The 18,171-nt window shown below is 52.9% G+C and carries 15 protein-coding genes; 8 read left to right on the forward strand and 7 right to left on the reverse strand.

The window, feature by feature from the left end; translation table 11 throughout:
* Nucleotides 1-274 precede the first annotated feature (274 nt).
* From JMJ04_RS27535 to JMJ04_RS27545, 3 genes are all read right to left on the reverse strand, one after another.
* Nucleotides 275-1,156, reverse strand: coding sequence for a UTP--glucose-1-phosphate uridylyltransferase (locus tag JMJ04_RS27535; protein WP_201373612.1), 882 nt, complete (start codon nt 1,154-1,156; stop codon nt 275-277).
* A 144-nt stretch (nt 1,157-1,300) separates the two neighbouring features.
* On the reverse strand, nt 1,301-1,879 hold the full coding sequence (locus JMJ04_RS27540; RefSeq protein ID WP_236038438.1) for a GrpB family protein: 579 nt from the start codon (nt 1,877-1,879) through the stop codon (nt 1,301-1,303).
* Between the two features lie 190 nt (nt 1,880-2,069).
* Nucleotides 2,070-4,283 (reverse strand): PAS domain-containing sensor histidine kinase, encoded by a 2,214-nt coding sequence (locus JMJ04_RS27545; RefSeq protein WP_201373614.1) that lies wholly within the window; start codon nt 4,281-4,283, stop codon nt 2,070-2,072.
* 457 nt (nt 4,284-4,740) lie between these two features.
* Between JMJ04_RS27545 and JMJ04_RS27550 the strand changes: the two genes are divergently transcribed.
* Nucleotides 4,741-5,484 (forward strand): ThuA domain-containing protein, encoded by a 744-nt coding sequence (locus JMJ04_RS27550; RefSeq protein ID WP_236038439.1) that lies wholly within the window; start codon nt 4,741-4,743, stop codon nt 5,482-5,484.
* A 180-nt stretch (nt 5,485-5,664) separates the two neighbouring features.
* Here the strand turns inward: JMJ04_RS27550 and JMJ04_RS27555 are convergent, their stop codons facing one another.
* Both JMJ04_RS27555 and JMJ04_RS27560 read right to left on the reverse strand, forming a co-directional pair.
* The gene (locus JMJ04_RS27555; RefSeq protein ID WP_201373616.1) at nt 5,665-6,972 is read right to left on the reverse strand and encodes an RNA polymerase sigma factor; all 1,308 of its coding nucleotides are present in this window, start codon (nt 6,970-6,972) and stop codon (nt 5,665-5,667) included.
* Between the two features lie 277 nt (nt 6,973-7,249).
* Nucleotides 7,250-7,795 carry a COG4315 family predicted lipoprotein gene (locus tag JMJ04_RS27560; protein ID WP_201373617.1) on the reverse strand — a complete coding sequence of 182 codons (546 nt, stop codon included), beginning with the start codon at nt 7,793-7,795 and terminating at the stop codon, nt 7,250-7,252.
* A gap of 379 nt (nt 7,796-8,174) precedes the next feature.
* On the opposite strand from JMJ04_RS27560, the gene JMJ04_RS27565 reads away from it, so the two are divergent.
* The 5 genes from JMJ04_RS27565 (at nt 8,175) to JMJ04_RS27585 (ending at nt 13,426) form a co-directional block, all read left to right on the forward strand.
* Nucleotides 8,175-9,245, forward strand: coding sequence for a LacI family DNA-binding transcriptional regulator (locus tag JMJ04_RS27565; RefSeq protein ID WP_201373618.1), 1,071 nt, complete (start codon nt 8,175-8,177; stop codon nt 9,243-9,245).
* Between the two features lie 187 nt (nt 9,246-9,432).
* Complete coding sequence (locus tag JMJ04_RS27570) at nt 9,433-10,770, forward strand: ABC transporter substrate-binding protein (protein WP_201373619.1); 1,338 nt, start codon at nt 9,433-9,435, stop codon at nt 10,768-10,770.
* 72 nt (nt 10,771-10,842) lie between these two features.
* The gene (locus JMJ04_RS27575) at nt 10,843-11,823 is read left to right on the forward strand and encodes a carbohydrate ABC transporter permease (protein ID WP_201373620.1); all 981 of its coding nucleotides are present in this window, start codon (nt 10,843-10,845) and stop codon (nt 11,821-11,823) included.
* A complete protein-coding gene (locus JMJ04_RS27580) occupies nt 11,820-12,692 on the forward strand; it encodes a carbohydrate ABC transporter permease (RefSeq protein ID WP_201373621.1) in 873 nt (290 codons plus the stop codon). The genes JMJ04_RS27575 and JMJ04_RS27580 overlap by 4 nt, the downstream gene beginning before the upstream one ends.
* Before the next feature lie 125 nt (nt 12,693-12,817).
* Nucleotides 12,818-13,426, forward strand: a complete 609-nt coding sequence (locus tag JMJ04_RS27585) for a histidine phosphatase family protein (protein ID WP_201373622.1) — start codon at nt 12,818-12,820, stop codon at nt 13,424-13,426.
* Nucleotides 13,427-13,448: 22 nt separating this feature from the next.
* Here the strand turns inward: JMJ04_RS27585 and JMJ04_RS27590 are convergent, their stop codons facing one another.
* A complete protein-coding gene (locus JMJ04_RS27590; RefSeq protein ID WP_201373623.1) occupies nt 13,449-14,516 on the reverse strand; it encodes a dipeptidase in 1,068 nt (355 codons plus the stop codon).
* Between the two features lie 236 nt (nt 14,517-14,752).
* On the opposite strand from JMJ04_RS27590, the gene JMJ04_RS27595 reads away from it, so the two are divergent.
* The gene (locus JMJ04_RS27595; protein ID WP_236038440.1) at nt 14,753-15,415 is read left to right on the forward strand and encodes a dienelactone hydrolase family protein; all 663 of its coding nucleotides are present in this window, start codon (nt 14,753-14,755) and stop codon (nt 15,413-15,415) included.
* Between the two features lie 177 nt (nt 15,416-15,592).
* Nucleotides 15,593-16,333 (forward strand): N-acyl homoserine lactonase family protein, encoded by a 741-nt coding sequence (locus tag JMJ04_RS27600; protein WP_201373624.1) that lies wholly within the window; start codon nt 15,593-15,595, stop codon nt 16,331-16,333.
* Between the two features lie 150 nt (nt 16,334-16,483).
* Here JMJ04_RS27600 and JMJ04_RS27605 read toward each other — a convergent pair whose 3' ends face one another.
* Entirely contained in the window at nt 16,484-17,665 is a 1,182-nt protein-coding gene (locus tag JMJ04_RS27605; RefSeq protein WP_201373625.1) for an MFS transporter, read from the reverse strand.
* Nucleotides 17,666-18,171 lie beyond the last annotated feature (506 nt).

The raw sequence follows: 18,171 nt of genomic DNA on the forward strand, positions 1-18,171 counted from the left end.
GGCTCAACGAAAGCTTCATCCATAACCCTTTCATTTTTAAACATATCGAGGGCATACATCTATTATTGATATATCTGTTGCGGATATAATAAAGCGTGAGGGCAGAGCTTGTCAAGTGGTGAAGAGTGAAGACGTACATAGCCTGACATTGGGGACGACGCTGCTAAAGCACGCGCCTACATATCACAATACGGTGAATTCCGTACTGATATGTAGGCGCGTGCTTTAGCAGCGTCGTTTAGGGCCGCTTAGCCCTCCTGCTCATTTGCAAAAATTAGTCTAGATTGAGTTCTTTGAGGAATTTCCGGAAGTCGCCGTTGATGTCGGGGTGTTGCAGGGCTAGCTCGACAACGGTTTTCATATATTCAAGTTTGTCGCCAGTATCGTAGTATCTTCCGTTCTCGATCTCGCAGGCGTAGACGGGATAGCCGGTTTTGATTAATTCGGCGATAGCCTCCGGTAGATAGATTTCGCCGCCTGTGCCAGGTTGTTGCTGGCGGAGAATATTAAAGATTTCTGGTGGTAAGATATAGGCTCCATGTGCTGCCAGGTTGGAGGGCGCTTTATCGGGATGAGGTTTTTCAACGATGTTTTTGATTTTGTAGACGTTGCCCTCAACTGGCTCTACATCCGCGATACCATAGCGTTTAAGATCGCCTTTGTTCTGAATCCTGACCGCTGAAATAACGGCTCCGCCAAATTTCTCGTAGACTTTGATCATTTGGGAGAGCCTGGGTGGATTACTATAAATGAACTCATCTCCCCACATGACGGCAAACATTTCGTTCTCGATCACGGGTTCAGCTGAGAGCACAGGCGTACCGTTCCCATATAAGCCTTTTTGGCGAATATAGACGAAGTTTGCTAACTCGGATATAGCGTGGATTTTCTCAAGGAGATCGGTTTTCCCGCCTGCTTCAAGGTTTTGGAGGAGTTCTGCATTAGGAACATCGAAGTGATCCTCGATGGCCCGCTTTAGTGCACCAGTCACAATCACAATATCTTCAATGCCACCAGCGACGGCTTCTTCAACCACATACTGGATGACGGGCTTATCGACGATGGGAAGCATTTCCTTGGGCATGGCCTTCGTTTGTGGCAAAAAGCGTGTTCCAAAACCTGCCGCAGGAATCACCGCTTTACGAATTTTCTGCATTACTATTTCCTTTTTTATAAGATTGCTTTCTAGAACTTAATCTTGAGGCAATATCTGTTCTGTTGTATGCTCTCCCGATAAGGGTCGCCAGAGTTATCCTACCTTAGAGGACGCGCTTTTGGCAAGAAACAATTCTTGATGGGGTTATATCTGCCAATTGGTCGCTTGCGCCCACTCTTCGGCGGCTTCGATGACGATATCGCAAAGCGGGTCTTTGATATCATAGTAGAACTCCACATCGTCGGGCTGGCGTCGAGAGAGGGCCATCTTGATTTGAGCATAGGCCGCGCTGGCCATAGGATGAGCGCGCAGGTAATCGCGAAAGAGGAGAGGGTAGCGCTGATTGGGTAGCCCCAGGGCGCGGATATGCAGGTGCATGGGGCGCAGACTGGCTGGGGGTCTAAAATAGCGCTTCTCCCAATCGGCTTCTGGCCCCTGGTAGAGCGGTGGCAGATGGTCCTGCGTAATTTCGGGCGCCAGGGTATAGCCGAGTGAGCCAAGCTTCTCTACTAGCTCAGGTGTACAAGTAAAATCTCTGACGGTAACCTGGATATCGATGATATCTTTTGCCGCCAAACCCGGCACGGAGTTTGAGCCAATGTGATCAATGCGTAGCGCCAGCTCGCCCAGGGCGGCTCGTAGCGGACGCGTCAGCGCAAGAAACTCTTCCGGCCAACGCGCATCATACGGGACATCGTAATCATAAACACCTCCCAGGAGCAATACATGTACATGTGGACTAATTGTGCCGCAAGAATGCATCTTGCACAATTAGTCTAACACATACCGCCTGTAGAGCACTCTGAGCACTCCCTAATATCCCATATGACAGCTTATTTGACAGCAATTGGCCCAAATTCCGCATTATATAGCCTCTTGTCCGATGGTCTTCCCGGTCATAAATGCGTTCATGTTAGCCTAACGTTTCTGGTACTGAAGTACTCCCTGGTTTGAGCGATCTTTCCAGAGGAAGCGTCACGGAAAAGGTGGAGCCTTTTCCGACTTCGCTCTCTACCGTTATGTCCCCCTCGTGATGCTTGACGATTTCCGCGACAATGTATAGGCCCATCCCCAGACCGGGAATGGCATTCTGGTTCTCCCCAGAGACGCGATAGAAGCGCTCAAAGATTTTGTCGCGCAGCTCCTGGGGAATGCCTTGGCCATGATCGCGTATTCTGATAGTAGCTGCCTCAGGGGAGGCGCTCAGGTCAATCTCAACCGTCTTTGCATCGGGAGAATACTTGATGGCATTGCTGATCAGGTTTATGAAGACCTGTTCGAGCCGACCTTTATCCGCTTCCAGAGAGCAAAGAGTCGCGCCACGCACGACAACGGTATGAGTAGTGGAGATTTGCTGCATGGTATCTGCCACCTCGTGAAGCAACATATCAAGATCGACCGTCTCTTGTAGGTACTCCAATCTGCCTGCCTGGATCTTAGATACATCCAGTAACTCGCCGATGAGGCGTTCTAGTTGCTGGATTGGCCCTTCGACCCTGGAAAGTGCTGTGGCAGCCTCGTGAGGAGACTGCCGTTCCAGGCGTTTTCTCGCCAGTTGAGCCTGCATCTTTAACGCGGTGAGCGGTGTCTTGAGCTCATGGCTCGCCATACTGATAAAGGCATCCTTGCGCTGTTCGAGTTCCTTGCGGGCCGAGTTATCCAACACAAAAGCGATTGCCTGATTTGGGCGATGCTGTAAGACGACAGCACCCACAAGCACCGGAAGGCGGCTGCCATCTTTACACACATATTCTTTCTCGTAGGGCGTTATATACTGCTTGACGGTAAGTTGCCGATGGACCTGCTGCGTAAGCGCCCGATACTCTGGAGGTGTTATGCGCATCCAATGTATGTTCCCGGCACGTAGGTCTTCACGAGTATAGCCGGTCATGCGCAGAAAGGTATCGTTTGCCTCCACAATCTGTTCACCTTCGATGATATTGATCCCGATAATGCTGGAGTTCATCAGGACGCTTGCTTGCTCCTGACTCTGGCGTAAGGCTTCCTCGATGCGCTTCTGGTCATCAATATCAGTGCCAGTGCCAAACCATTTGACAACCTGACCAACTTCATCGCGGACTGGGAGCGCACGGGCTAAATACCAGCGATACTCTCCCGTCCGTCCATCCCTGATACGATATTCGTTCTCGTAGATGTTACCGTTTTTGAGCACCTGGTGTCGGAGCTTCAGTGTCCGCTCAATATCCTCTGGATGTATAAACTGACGCCAGAGATCATCTCCTTCGAGGCGAAGATTGGCCTGCGTCACGTCGCGATAACGCTGATTGGTGTAGTCAAGACGACCATTGGGCCACATAGTCCAGACCAGTTGCGGCACCGTTTCGGCCAGCACGCGAAAGTTCTCTCGGCTTTCTTTGAACTGCTGCTCGGTTCGTTTCTGCTCATCGATGTTAGTGCAGGTGCCAACCCAGTGCAGGATCATGCCCTCTGCATTTCGCTGCGGCATGCCTCGTACTAGAAACCAGTGATGCACTCCGCTGGTGCCGTCTTGCAAGCGATATTCTATTTCATAGGGCGTGCCGGTCTGGATAGCTGCCTGCCAGGCCTGCCTTACACGTTGGTGGTCATCAGGATGTACCCTCACCATCCAACCATCACCTTCGACTTGTTCGAGGGTCATTGCCAGATAATCGATTAAGCGCTGATTGTTGTAGGTAATATATCCATCGGGACCTGCAATCCAGACGAACTGGGGGATGGCATCAACCAGCATGCGAAACTCGTCTTCGCGCTCGTGTTGAGCTGGTGCTTTTATTTCGTGAAACTGCAACGTGAGTCCCCCAACGGTCGGAGAGAGATACACATGCAGCCAGGTCCGGGTCACGGGAGAACAATACTCCACTTCAGTGAATACTTGGATCTGTCTGGCCTGAAGCATTGCATGATAGAGTACGCTGCTCACGAGTTGTGGAGCTCCACGCCAGAAGGGAGTTCCACGCAATTCCTCTAGCGTAGCTCCAGTGATAGCCTGCGCGCTCGCATTTGCATACACAATGGTCTCAGTGTCATCGATGAAAAAAAAGGCACCTGGAAGTGCTCTAAGCATAGTGATAAGTGTTTCATGAGACGGAAGCACGTCTCGATCGTTTTGCCAAGAATTTGGCATATAGCAATACTCTCCCTTTCCCATGGCCCCATCCCTGGCGAGGAAGATTTCCCTAACACTGACATCAAGAAGTCAACTACGACTCTCAGCGTAAAAATCGCAGATCTGCTCGCCATTCCCTGCTTGTTTTAGGGAATGCGAGTTTCGTCATCTATGCCGAGGTCAGTAAGAATGGTGGAATATATACGTGGAATATATATAAGGAACAAGCAAGATATACTTATGTATTCCCATTGAAATCTTTTCTACGTCTGCATGTCAAGCTCAAGTGTTCTTGGTGTTCATTGGCTCATTCATATCTGCCTTTTCTATTAGTGGATATGCTTCTGTACCTATAAAGTGCTTTCTCTTGCGACAAGCGTCAATGTGCGTTATAACAAAGATGCATTCTGATTGAGAGGCAATGTCCTGGTAGCCAGGTGAGAGGTATGCGTGCATGAGAAGTCTCTGTTGTATTTTGCTGAGTCTCATTGTATTGACGAGTTGCGGAACATCCTTGCAGCAGAATCGCCGCAGCGGGAGCACTCCAGCCAGCTCGCAAGTTCGCCTCCTCATCTTCTCGCGCACGACAGGCTTCCGCCATGCCTCCATTCCCGATGGCATTGCCAGTATCAAGCAAATGGCAGCGGCGCAGCAGGTGGCTGTCGATGCAACAGAGGATGCCTCGACGTTTACACCTGCCAATCTGATGCGCTATCGAGCTATCATCTTTTTAAGCACGAGCGGAAACGTCCTTGATGCTGCGCAGAAAGGGGCTTTTGAGGGCTACATACGAGCGGGGGGCGGCTATGTTGGTATCCATTCGGCCAGTGATACTGAGTATAATTGGCCCTGGTATGGACAACTGGTTGGTGCGTATTTCAAAAATCATCCCTCGCGCCTTCAACTGGCACGTCTCATGGTTGAGGAGAGATATCATTCCTCGACTGCGAAGCTCCCCGGATCCTGGACACGTGTCGATGAATGGTATAACTTCAGATCGAATCCTCGCAGTCATGTGCATGTATTGCTTACCATTGACGAGACTTCTTATCAAGGTGGCGAGATGAACGGTGATCATCCCATTTCCTGGTATCACAACTTTGATGGTGGACGTGCCTGGTACACTGCCATGGGTCACACGTCCGCGAGTTTCGCTGAGCCCCTGTTCCGTGCCCACCTCTGGGGTGGAATCCTCTATGCAGCCGGGCTCCCCTCCTGACTGTCTCTTCTGCATGATAGGTCTGCCGCAACTTGCATACTCAGCAATTTGCACATGTAGTTAAACTTCTGATTGATGGTGTGGTGCTGGTTGGCAGCTGCAGCTGCCAACCAGCACCACACCATCAATCAGAGCGAGCGCCGCAGGCGTGAGCTGTGAAAATGAAAAATGAATGTGCTATTACTCCAGCACCAGTTCCATGATCTCCAGGTGGATCCAGTGGGAGGCGTAGGCGCGGAATGGTACCTGCTGCTTCAGGCCGAATTTATAGATGGCATAGGTGAGACCCCTGTTGGCTGCGTCTAGCAGCTTACCTACGTCTCTGCCGGGAGCCAGGTACTCCTTGATGATGGTGAATACCTGCTCCTGGCATGCCATGAAGAGTTGATAATAGGCGAGCTTGCCCTCCTCAATGACCTGGCTATCTGGCTGTACGCTACGGTATTCGGCGCGCTTCTTTTCCCTCTCAGACCGGGTCACTGTATGCGCCAGTTGCCGCTCTTGCTCCGGGCTGAGCGTGGGTGTGAGGTCGCGTAGATAATCCGCCAGGGCCAGGGTGCTCTCGTTGGTCTGTTCATCAACGGATGGTCTTACTGCTGCTCTGCGCTCGACCCCCAGGGATTGAAGCAGCCCATACGTGATCCCGTACTCGCTCTCTGCGCTTTGTAGGGCGCTCAAGATGTAGTGTGGGCTGATGGCCTTCTCTCCGTCCGCCAGGGCTTGTTGTTCCGCTCCGGCCAGAATGTGGCGCGCCTGCGGAGTGAAGGTAGTCTCGTCTTTGGTCCCGCCCTGGTCTCTGCCCACAAGGAAAAGCAAGCCAGAGCGAACATGCTCAAGCGTCATGCCCTGTTCGGCCAGGGGGGCCGCGGCACTCCCCTCGGCCAGGATACCCAGCAGGAGGTGCTCGGGTCCGATATAATAGTGCTGTAAAGCCAATGCCTCTTCTCTGGCCAGCTCAAGCACATGTTGTCCCTGCTTAGTGTAGGGAAGCACAATTTCATGCATTGGTGAAAGCTTCCTTTCTTCCATTTCAAAAAGAGCAGCCTGGCGCAAGGCACGCAGTTGTAGTACGCGCACATGTCCAGGGGTCAGGCCTAATTCTCGCCCAACCTCTGCCGCCGTATAACCCTGCATATAGCGCAGGAGTAATACCTGGCGCTCACGTTCAGGGAGCAGCGAGAGCAGGCGTTGGACGCGTACCTGTGCCTCTCCCTGCTTTAACTCCTGGGGAATAATGGCGTGTTCCTCCAGGGCCTCAAGAGGAAGAGCCGCACCCTGCGCTTGCTCCTGCCAGTAATCGGCAAGCGTGGTACGAGCGGCGGCATAAAGCCAGCTTCGAACTTGCCGCATGCCTCTGTCTTCAAGGAGCCAGCGCAGCGCCTTAAGAAAGACCGCGCTGGTCAAATCATCCGCTATCTCGGGTCGCCGCACCTTATGAAGGATAAAGGCGTGAACTTCGACATAGTGCTCACGGAAGATCGCTTCCATGAGTGTGTATCGCTGCCTCTCCCTCTCTGAAAAGGATATTTCCATGACTGCTTTTGTATCTCCCTCTCTGCTCACCTTTCCATATATATATAACAGGCGGGCGTTACAGAGTGTAGGATCCATGCTAGCATGGGCTTCCGAGCGCAGCGACTTTCCCACACCTGGATGTCGGCTTGTGGGTGCAAGAGTCCATGCCAGCATGGACCCTACAAATACACAAAGCCCCTGGTGCGATATCTCGCCAGGGGCTTTGTGTATTATTGCTGTAGAGGGCTATTTATAGACCGGTGGGGATGCTGGGGGTGGCGGGCTGCCAGGGCGAGTTATCGGCCAGGGGTGCATTGAAGTCGCCGGGCTTCTTGTCACCAACGTAGGTGTAGAGGGGATAGCCCTGGTAGAAGACGACCTGGCGTCCCATATAATCGGTGCCCACACTCAGTTTACCGGGAAGTTTGGTGGTAGAGGTCGGTGTGCCCGTTCTATTGTAGAGCAGGGGCTTCCAGGTTTTGGCGCATGCGCCGTCACAGCTAAAGCCACTTGCTCCCTGCCACTCATGGACATACAGCGTGAAGCCTTTGGTGGTCGTCAGAACGGTGAACGTGCTCCCCACCGCTTGATGGGATGGAACCTGGCCTACGGATACTACGACTGAAGACGAGGTTTTTTGTGATGCATTTGCGGTAGTCGATTGCGTGGTAGACGTGTTGAGTGTTGTGGCGAGTGTATTGGCGCCAGTCGTCGAAGCGGTGGGACCGCAGGCCGCCAGAATTCCGACTAGCAGCAGGGCGAGGCCCAGGCTAAAAACGAGGTTTTTCAAACGCATAGTGTTTTTTCTCCTGTGTTCATAAATGGTTTTTTGACATAGTTTTTCATTGGGCACATAGGCATTCCAAAACTTATGGATGGGCTGAAGCAGCCACGAGAGAAGCTTTATCCTCTCCACTGTGTTCACCGACTTGAACAAAAGATACCATACGAGCAAGCTACATCATATGGGTCATATGACCCATATGATGAGGAATGTGAGCTAGTTCACATTTTGCATTAGTCTGCTCTCAGCAGGGTCTGAAGTGCTAAAGTGCTAAAGTGTTAGAGGGCTAAATATCGACCTTGACTTTTCTCTTCATTGCCGGGTATACTTACAAAAACGTTTTTCAAAAACGTTTTTGTATTCTTTCCCTGGTAAAATGGAGGTCGGCCTGATGCGCCGCAAAACGGTAACCATACGCGATGTAGCCCAGCGTGCCCAGGTTTCGGTCAGTACTGTTTCTCAGGTCTTAAATGGGAATCATAGCTATGTCAGCGCAGATAAGTGCGAGCGTGTCTTACAGGCGGCTGAAGAGCTACAGTATCGTCCGAACGCGATTGCCAGGAGCATGGTGAAGCAGCGGACGGGGACCGTGGGAATGATCTTCACCTCGGTGGTTGATCACCTGTTTATACATACCATTAAGAGTGCGCAGGCCGTTCTGAGACCGGAGGGCTACACTATTTTTCTGGCCGATACTCCCGATATCGAGAGTGAGATCCAGGCGATTGCGGCTTTACAAGATCGCCAGGTCGATGGGTTTATTTTTGTCTCGATGACCTCCGTGGCGGATTCAGCCCATCTCCAGCGCCTCAAAGAAGAAGAGGTGCCCTTTGTTGTCATCAATCGTCCGCGCGTACAGGCCTATGACTTCAATCAGATTCAGTGGAACGATTGGGAGGCAGGCTACCTCGCGACCAGGCACTTGCTCAACCTGGGCCACACATTCATTGCCACAATCAGTGGGCCTCGCCAGGGAGAGCCTCATTGGCAAAGTGCCTTTGATCGCCATGAGGGTTGGCAGAAAGCCCTGACGGAGCAGGGAATCACGGTTTCACCCGACTGGATATTTGATGGTAACTATACCTGTCAGGGAGGCTATGTAGCCGCTACACAGCTTCTTAAGCAGGCTGGATCAAAGAGTAAGTTGCCAACCGCGCTCTTTGTTGCCAATGAGGAGATGTCCATCGGCGTCTTAAGGGCGCTTCATTATGCTGGTGTTCGTGTTCCACAGGATATCGCCCTGGTTAATGTTGGTGATACCTCCTTTACAGCTCATATGACCCCAGCATTGACGACACTTGCTCATCCGGTCGCTGAAGCGGGCCAAATTGCGGCCCAAATTCTCTTGAAGCAATTTGCCGTCAAAGAACTGCTGCCAGCACAAAAAGTGATGCTCAGCTTTGCTATGCGGATACGTGAGTCCTGTGGCTCTAACCCGGAACCCTCTGAACTATTTTTCTAATTTTTTGTGATGTGATGATTGGCTGGCTCTGCCAGCCAATCATCACATCACAAAAAAATGAATGACTCGGCCTCTCAGGCCAAAAAACATAAGAAAGGAGCATAAAAGCGAGGAATGTTTCTTAAGAAGAGTAAAGAAGCTCTTCTAAATGAGCAATGTGCAAGGAAAAAGCAAAGGAGACAAAGTTGTGAAAACTTATTTGCGACGCACCCCCCTGTATTCTTCGTTGATCGTCGTCTTGTTACTCATGCTGACCGCGTGCGGCGGCACTTCTTCCGGAAATACCTCTGGCCAGACGCTCCATGTGCTGGTGGGCGCCAATACCACGTATCCCACCCAGCAGAAACAATGGATGCAACAAATTGGGACAGAATTTAACAAGCTCACCGGGTCTACGATTGCCTGGGATACCTATAGTAGCTCAAGCGAGGAGCAGACCAAGCTGCAAACCGCGATTGTTAGCGGCAACGGTCCCGATATATTTAGCCTGGGGACAACCTTTGTCCCAACCGCGCAAGCTACCAACGGTTTTGTGACGCTGAGCGATGCTGATTGGCAGCAGGTCGGCGGGAAGAGCAAATTCTTCCCCCAGCAGCTAACCATGGCAGGCAAGACTCCCGATCAGACGATTGGAATTCCCTGGATCATGGCGCCCTTTGCGATGGTCTACAATAAGGACCTCTTCCAGAAGGCGGGTATTACCACTCCCCCTACGACCTGGACCGAGTTCATTCAGGATGCCCAGAAGATAAACCAGCCCTCGGCGGGAGTGTATGGCACCGAGATCGACCCCTCGGACTCGTTCGATACGTGGAAGGTTATCTGGACCCTCAGCAAACAGTTGGGTAAGGATTTCCTTTCGCCAGATCTCAAGACCGCTCAGTTAAATAGTCCTGAGGCCCAGACTGCTCTCCAATTCTGGTTTGATTGGGCGACAAAATACAAGATCACCGATCCAAATGCCATGTCCTGGAAATCGGGAGATGCCACGCGCGCCTTTGGTAGTGGCAAAGTGGGCATGCAGCTCATGGTCTCCACATCGATCATTCCGACCCTCGACAAGTCTGGTCTGGCTGGCCACTATGCCTTTGCTCCCATGCCTACCGTCCCATATGGTATGCAGCAGCGGCCCGCCAATGGTATTGCCGCGACCTCGATTGTTTCGGGCCAGATGCTGGCTATTGCTAAGTACTCGAATCAAAAAGACCTGGCCTTGAAACTTATCAATCTGCTCACCGATAATCAGCACCAACTAGACTGGCATAAGACGTTTGGCGACCTCCCGGCTAATGCCGCAGCCGCCAATCAGTTAGCTAGCCAGGACGCTCTAACGGCCGCGTTTATCCAGGCTGAGGCTGGAGCTACGCCGACACCTTTCTCTGGCTCCTGGGCCTCTATCCAGGTTTCCATGGCTGGCGTCTGTTCCAAAGTAGCCAACCTGGTCGCTACGAATCAATATTCGCCTTCTTCGATCAAGCCCTTGCTTGACCAGGCGAATCAGCAGATTCAAGGCTCACTGCACTAGAGAAATTTCTTCTTCTGTGCGGGATTCACCTGTATTGTGCAGGCGAATCCCGCGACCGAAAAGGTGGTAGCTATGTCTATTAGTTCTACACCAGAAAAGATGCCACCCCCAATTCGCACGACCGGCGCGTTAAATAAGCGTTTGCTGCGCAAGGGCATTGGCAGCCATCGCCCTTTGTGGCTGCTCTGGCCGGGGCTCGTGCTGCTGTTGGTTATCGTTGGCATTCCTTTTCTGATCGCTTTCTATATCAGCTTTCTCAACCTCGATCAATATAGCCTGCGTAGCTGGCTAGGAGCTCCATGGGTCGGCTTGAGCAACTACCTTGCCGCCTTTACTAATGGGAACGTGGTTGGGGCATCCCTGCTTGTCTCGCTAGGCGTCAGCCTGGGTTTCTCGCTGCTTACTACGCTGTTCATTGTGCCTATTGGCATCCTGGCGGCGCTGACGGTGAACACGCCGTATCGCGGGCGAGCCTTAGTGCGCATTCTCTATCTAATCCCTTATGTCATCCCTACCTTTGTCACGGCGCTGATCTGGCGTATGATGTTCTTAAATGGGACGGGCCTGGTTGATCGTTTTCTGGCGGCTATTCATGTTGCTAACGTCAATACCTATTGGCTGCTTGGCGCGAATAGCTTCTGGGCGATGGTGATCGCTGATACCTGGGCCTCGTGGCCGTTTATTTATATGCTGACCCTGGCTGGATTACAATCCCTCCCCTCCGAGGTCTACGACTCAGCCGCGGTAGATGGAGCAAATTTCCGGCAGAAGATGCTATACATTGTTCTACCCCACTTGCGCCATACGCTGGCGCTGGCTGTATTGCTCTCCACGCTTAACCACTTCAATAACTTTACCCTGCCCTTCGTCATGTTTGGGACGCCTCCTCCCATTCAGGCTGATGTGCTCCCCCTCAACATCTATGCCTCTTCATTCCAGCTCTTTAATTTCGGCGGTGGCGCCGCCATGTCGGTGGTTACGCTGATCCTTGTGTTAATCCCCGGATTCCTCTATATCCGCTCGTTGCGCTTGAGTGAGGTGAAGGCATCATGAGGCACCGCAACAATTACAATGCGCAGGAAGTTTTACCGCCATGGGTGCGCTGGCTACTGATCGTGGTGCTGGCGATTTTTGTCCTGATCCCCGTTGGATATATGCTCCTGCTCTCCGTGACACCGGATATCGAGGTGAATGGTGAGCACCTCTTGCCATCCCACTGGGCCTTTGAAAACTATGTGCAAATGTGGTCCACGATCAATCTTGCTCAGGGCCTCTTCAATAGCGTGCTTATCTCGCTGGTTGCGAGCACGATTGCGGTGGTTCTGGCCGTTGGGGCTGCGTATGTGATTACGCGCTTTCATTTTCGTGGTCGCATCGCCTACCTGTATTCCCTTATTGGTTTGCAGGCCATTCCAAGCATCATGCTCCTGCTGCCCCTCTTTGTGCTTTTCGTCTCCCTGCAAAGCTTCTTGCAAGTGAAACTGGTTGGGAGCTATACTGGGGTAATTATTACCTACCTGACCTTCTCACTGCCTTTCGCAACCTGGCTGCTGGTGACGTATCTCGCCAATATTCCCCTTGATGTCGAGGAGGCGGCTATGATCGATGGGGCCACGCGGCTGCAAACCCTCTGGCGTATCATTGTACCCCTGGCGCTGCCCGGCCTGGTAGTCGCCCTGGTCTTTTCGTTCTTGACAGGTTGGAACGATGTGCTCTTTGCTAGCGTACTGACCTCGCAAGAGACGCAGACGGTCGGCGTACAGTTGCAGGCCTTTAGTGCCGCTCAGGAAGGCGGGGCGCTGCCACTCTATGGTCAGCTCATGAGCGCCGCTCTGATGAGCGGGCTACCCGTGGTCATCTTGTACCTGGTGTTTCAGAAATACCTGATCGGCGGCCTGACCGCTGGCAGCGTAAAAGGATGATTCAAAGGGCGCGTACGTAAGTAGCACATCTTGACAGTTCCCTTTATTTTATATAATATATCGGAAGTGGATATATCCGAAGGTGATACAAATATATTGCAAATCAAGGTAGAAGGAACTGTAAAGTGACGAATCTCTATTTGATACGCCATGGCGATTATCTTGAGGACCTGGAGGATGGTAAATACCAGGATCTAGGTCTCTCGCCTGAGGGTGTTAGGCAGGTGGAGGCTCTGCGTGAGCGCCTGGCCAGAACGGGCGAGATCAATGCCAATGTGCTCTTGAGTAGCTCTATGCGACGCGCCAGAGAATCGGCAGCACTCCTGGCGCCTGTGTGGGACCAGCCAGTGCTCTTTGAGAAAGACTTTGAAGAGTGGGTCTGCGATGATGGCACCTTGACTCCCGAGGAGTTTTCTCGGCGCTGGCAGCAGGTATCTGAGGCACAAAAGCCTTTCTATCGCTTTATGCCTGGCTATGAAACGGCTCTGGAGTTTTCCGGACGTGTGCAAGCGGCTTTTAATCGCATTCTGCAAGAACATCAGGGGAAAACGCTCGTGCTGGTCACCCACGGGGGTGTTATCGGCACGGCATTTAGTTATTTCTTTGGTCTGAGTGCCGCACTGCCCTCGCGGGTTGGCCTGGATACGAAGAACGCTTCTATTACCCACTGGTATCAACCCGCGAGCGCACCCAAGTGGATTCTTGAGCGCTATAATGACTACCACCATTTATGATAGAACGCTACTGGCATAGTGCCTATGGCCAGGTCAGGCGTAGGACGCGAAGCCAGTTCTCATGGGTTAATTTGCGCAGGGCGGCTTCATCATAGCCATGTTCGCGGAGGGCGCTGACGAGTTTAGGGAGTCCACGTACATCTCCAATTTCTCGCGAAACCGTGGTGCCATCAAAGTCTGAGCCGAAGCCGACGCGGTCGATGCCAAGATGCTCGACGAGATAATCGATATGGCGTACCATGACTGTCAGCGGCAGGTTGGGATCGGAATTGGTGTCTGTTCGCATGTCGGAAACACCAAAATTGAGGCCGACGATGCCGTCTGATGCTTTGACGGCGTCTAGCTGACGATCAGTGAGGTTGCGCGTGGAGGGAGAGAGGGCATGAACAGCAGTGTGTGTCACGACCAGCGGGGCGTTAGAGATCTGCGCCACATCCCAGAAGCCCTGCTCGTTGAGATGCGCGAGGTCCACCAGGATACCCAGGCGATTGCAGGCGTGTACAAGCTCGCGTCCAGCCGCTGTCAGTCCTGGACCCGTATCGGGCGAACGAGGAAAGCCAAAGGGGACGCCATGCGCGAAGTCATTGGGGCGGCTCCAGACGAGGCCAAGGGAGCGCAGACCCCTCTGGTAGAAGCTCTCTAAATTATCGAGATCAGGCGCGATGGCCTCAGCCCCCTCAAAGTGTAGAATAATGGCCAGGATGCCTTTCTGCATGCAGTCCTGTAGCTCATCAACCGTGCGCACAACTTTAATCTGTTCCGCGGACTCCGCCTCCAGGTGGTAGAGGAGTTCTATGACCTCGCCAGTCATTCGTTGAGCGTAGGCATGCTCAATCGCCGGGAAGGGACGCACCTCATATCCTGTTTCCGTCACGATCATGCGCTCTTTCATCGCCTGCGTCTTCCCTGGTGCGGGACAAAAGATGGCGAAGAAGCCGCCCGCAAAGTTTCCTTGCCGCGCTCGTGGCAGATCGATATGCCCCAACTCACTCTGCTCAAAAAAACTCCGCCCACTTCCCCGTTCCTGCGAGTAGAGATGCAGCAAGGTATCATTGTGTCCGTCTAAGATAGGTAGCGTGTTTGTCGTCATGTAAAAGATCTCTTTTCATGAATATGTTCTTTAAATTATATGCACGGCGGGCGGTAATAGACAAGCGTTGGCGAAAAGGAGGATGTGCTGGCATGTCCTCGCGGGTCATAAGCTTACTCAGCATGGACCCTACAACTAATGAGGAACAATCTTCTCCGCTTTATCTTGTAGAATTAGTAGTAGTTATGCTCTAGCTGGCGCTTTATAAGCAGTTGGTAAATAAGGAGATTGTATTTATGACAGGGATGGTTACTTTCAAGGTGGATGATCGCCAAGTGCCGGGTTATTTGGCGGTGCCCGAGCAGGGGGCTGGCCCAGGTGTGCTTGTGTTGCATGCCTGGTGGGGACTCAATGATATCTTTAAGGGAGTCTGTGAGCGTTTGGCACAGGCTGGCTTTGTGGCCTTCGCACCTGATCTCTATCAAGATGGCCGTGTGGCAAAGACTATTGCTGAAGCTGAGCAACTGCGCGACTCACTGGATGAGGGCAAGACATATCAGAATATTATGGCAGCTATTAGCTATCTCCAGGTGCAAGAAAAGACGCGTGGGGAGAACATTGGTGCCATCGGCTTCTCCCTGGGCAGTGCCTGGGGACTCTTGTTGGAAGACCCGGCCACGGCGATCGTGACCTTTTATGGGCTTTCAGATGCGGAGAAGGTTACAGCCAACGCGGCTTTTCTCGGCCACTTTGCTGAACACGATGAGTATGAGTCCGCCGAATACATGAAGTTCTTCGAAGAGAGTCTGCGGGCGAGAGGTAAGGAGGTGAAGTTCCACCTCTACCCAGGAACGCGTCACTGGTTCTTTGAGGAGGATCGCCCCGAGTATGATGCGCAGGCGGCCCAGTTGGCCTGGGAGCGCACCATTAGCTTTTTAAATCAGCATTTGCAGAGATAGGGTTAATGGGGAAGCGTGTGCTTTGACCATACAGTAGCACACTTCGCGTCTTTTGTCAGTAATGCCGCTTACAGTTTATGCTGATGGCGCTCGGGTATACTCAACCAGAGGGTAGGCGAGTGCCTGCCAGCGTATAAAGATTATTGCATGCACCAAGCAATAAGGAGTACTGACAGTATGACAACAGGTAGTGTGACACCACGCCGATTATATCCCTTCCAGTTATCGACCTCGACAGTACCTGTCGGGGCGGGGCGAACACTCTCCATGGTCTCCGGTTGTTACCTCGTGGAGCTAAGCGACGGGCGCCATATCCTGATTGATAGTGGTATGCCAGCCGATGCACCTGTGTCTCCAGGGATGCCGCCAGCCGAGGACGCAAAGAACGTGTTGGAGCACCTGGACGCGCTTGGCCTGCGTCCGGAGGATATCTCAATTGTCATTGCCACCCATTTCGACGTAGACCACGCGGGCTATCACGATGCCTTTCCCCAGGCCGAGTTTGTTGTGCAGCGGTCGCACTACGAACTAGCACGGAGCGGGCATCCGCGCTTCGCCCAGGCTCGCTCTCACTGGGATCATCCTGCCCTGCGCTATCGCCTGCTGGACGGGGATACCGAGCTGCTGCCGGGGATCACGCTCATAGAGACCAGTGGACACACAACCGGGCATCAATCGGTTTTGCTGCGCCTGCCCGAGACTGGTCCCGTGCTGCTGGCCGTAGACGCCGTGGTCATGCAACGTCTCTTCACACCTGAGCGCACAGCCTGGCCCACCGATGAAGATCAGGAGCAGCTTCACGCCAGCACACGTAAACTGCTGGATATAGTCGAGCGTGAGCATGTCACGCTCACTGTCTTCGGCCACGACGGCGAACAATGGCGCACACTCAAGAAATCACCTGCGTATTATGACTAGGCAATTGGTGCTGTTGAGGAATTTAAAGCAGGCGCTATGTGTAAGGTACTGTCAACTTATTAAAATTAGGAAAGCCCTGTAAACAAACGCCCCCGGTGAGCCTGCCATATCACATGGCAGGCTCACCGGGGGCGGCGAGGATTAACGTGGTCACTTTGGCGACCTGGAGGTGTAGAATACCCACAAGACGCCCACAAGGATACCCCCTACGCCATAGATACCAACACCCATGGCGTATGTGCCCCAGAGAGCTGCAACCCCCATCGCAACCAAATTGCTGCAAAGGAGGCTGCCCAGGTAAACCATCTGGACAATCCCGTAAAGGCGACCCCATATGTCACTGGGCGCACCCTTCACGACCATTACCTTGGATATGTTCGTCAGTCCTCCTCCTCCCAGGCAGGCCGTCGCCAGGAAGGCCATCGACATGGGCAGAGAAGGGGCCGCAACATAGCCTATCAAAAACAGGCATTGTTGAGCGCTCCAGATAAACAACCAGTGCACGGTCGCAGGCGTTGGCCATAGTGCCTGAAAGGCCATCACAATCAGAACGCCAATACCGTTGGCTGCCGTGAGCAGCCCGTAGGCATTCCCACCGCCAAACAGGTCAGCCCCCACGAGCGGTTTCGTGACCAGCCCATTCGCAAAGAACAAGGTCACAATACCGCAGAGGCGCAGAGCCCACCGGGCTTGCGCGTTCTCAGCGCGCGCTAGGTACTCCCTGGCTTCCCGCATCGATGCAGGCATACCCCGCCTCAGCTGCACCTCTCGCCCGGCTTTTACCCGGAGCAGAAAGAGCATGATCGCAAGATAGCTGCCCGCGTTGATAACGAAGAGCTGGGACAGGTCCACCAGCGTCGATAGCCATCCGCCCAGCATCAGGCCCGAGTTTACCAACGCCGAGTTGAGCGCCTGAGCAGATGAAAGCGCTTTTTTGGGTACTATCTCCTGCACCAGAGCGTCTTCCGCGACCAGGTACAGGCCCTTTGTGGATCCAACGAGCACCTGGAGGCTATCTAGTGCCCACAGGGCCAGCTCATGCTGGCTTTGGAGCACTGAGAGTCCCAAAGCTAGCAGCGTTAGGACCCCCAAACAGCCGATCATGAGTACCCTTCGTGGAAACTTGTCCACGATGGGACCTCCCCAGTGGCCCGCAAGGGCCTGAGGAGCGAAACCCAGCAGCACCGAAGCCGCCAGAGCACCCTTGTGGTTCCCTCCGAAGGCCACCATATTGATGGCGACCATTTGGGCCGCTTCCCCCACCTGGGAGACTAGCTGCCAAACGGCGAACCAGCGGAACGCTGGTATCCGCAGGCTCAGCGGAACGTTCATTCCACCCACTCTCCACATTTACCCGTTTCCAACTCGAGTCCACTCTCTATTTCTCCGCGCACATCCTTTCTCTCGCCTTGAATAAGCAATCCACGCTATCACGAAGTTCGCTGTCTATGCTGCAGCAGAGGGAGACACGCTCCCTGCGCAAGACACAGGTCAGGTGTTCTCTTTTTGCCAGGTCTTTCCCCCTGACAAATTACCTCGCCCATGCCTCCTCTCCCTTGCGAGCAATAGCTCAGCGAGATTGAGTGCCTCAGGTAAGCTTCGGGGAGAACAGAACTATACCCGAAGTATTCTAAATATTATATATGATCTTACTGTGCCAGATGAGCCAATTTTTCCCTATTTACCCCCAGAATTCCCTTTAGGATAGAACCCCACTAAGAAACGTCATGCGCCGCAGGCGCACCACTCCCAATGAAAAAGGATTGAATCCGCAATGAAATCGCTGATCTGCTTGCTTTACGTGCCTGGCAGCAAGAAGGATACGCACACATAGATAT

Origin of the sequence: Ktedonobacter robiniae (genome assembly GCF_016587375.1) — a bacterium.
Lineage (GTDB): Bacteria > Chloroflexota > Ktedonobacteria > Ktedonobacterales > Ktedonobacteraceae > Ktedonobacter > Ktedonobacter robiniae.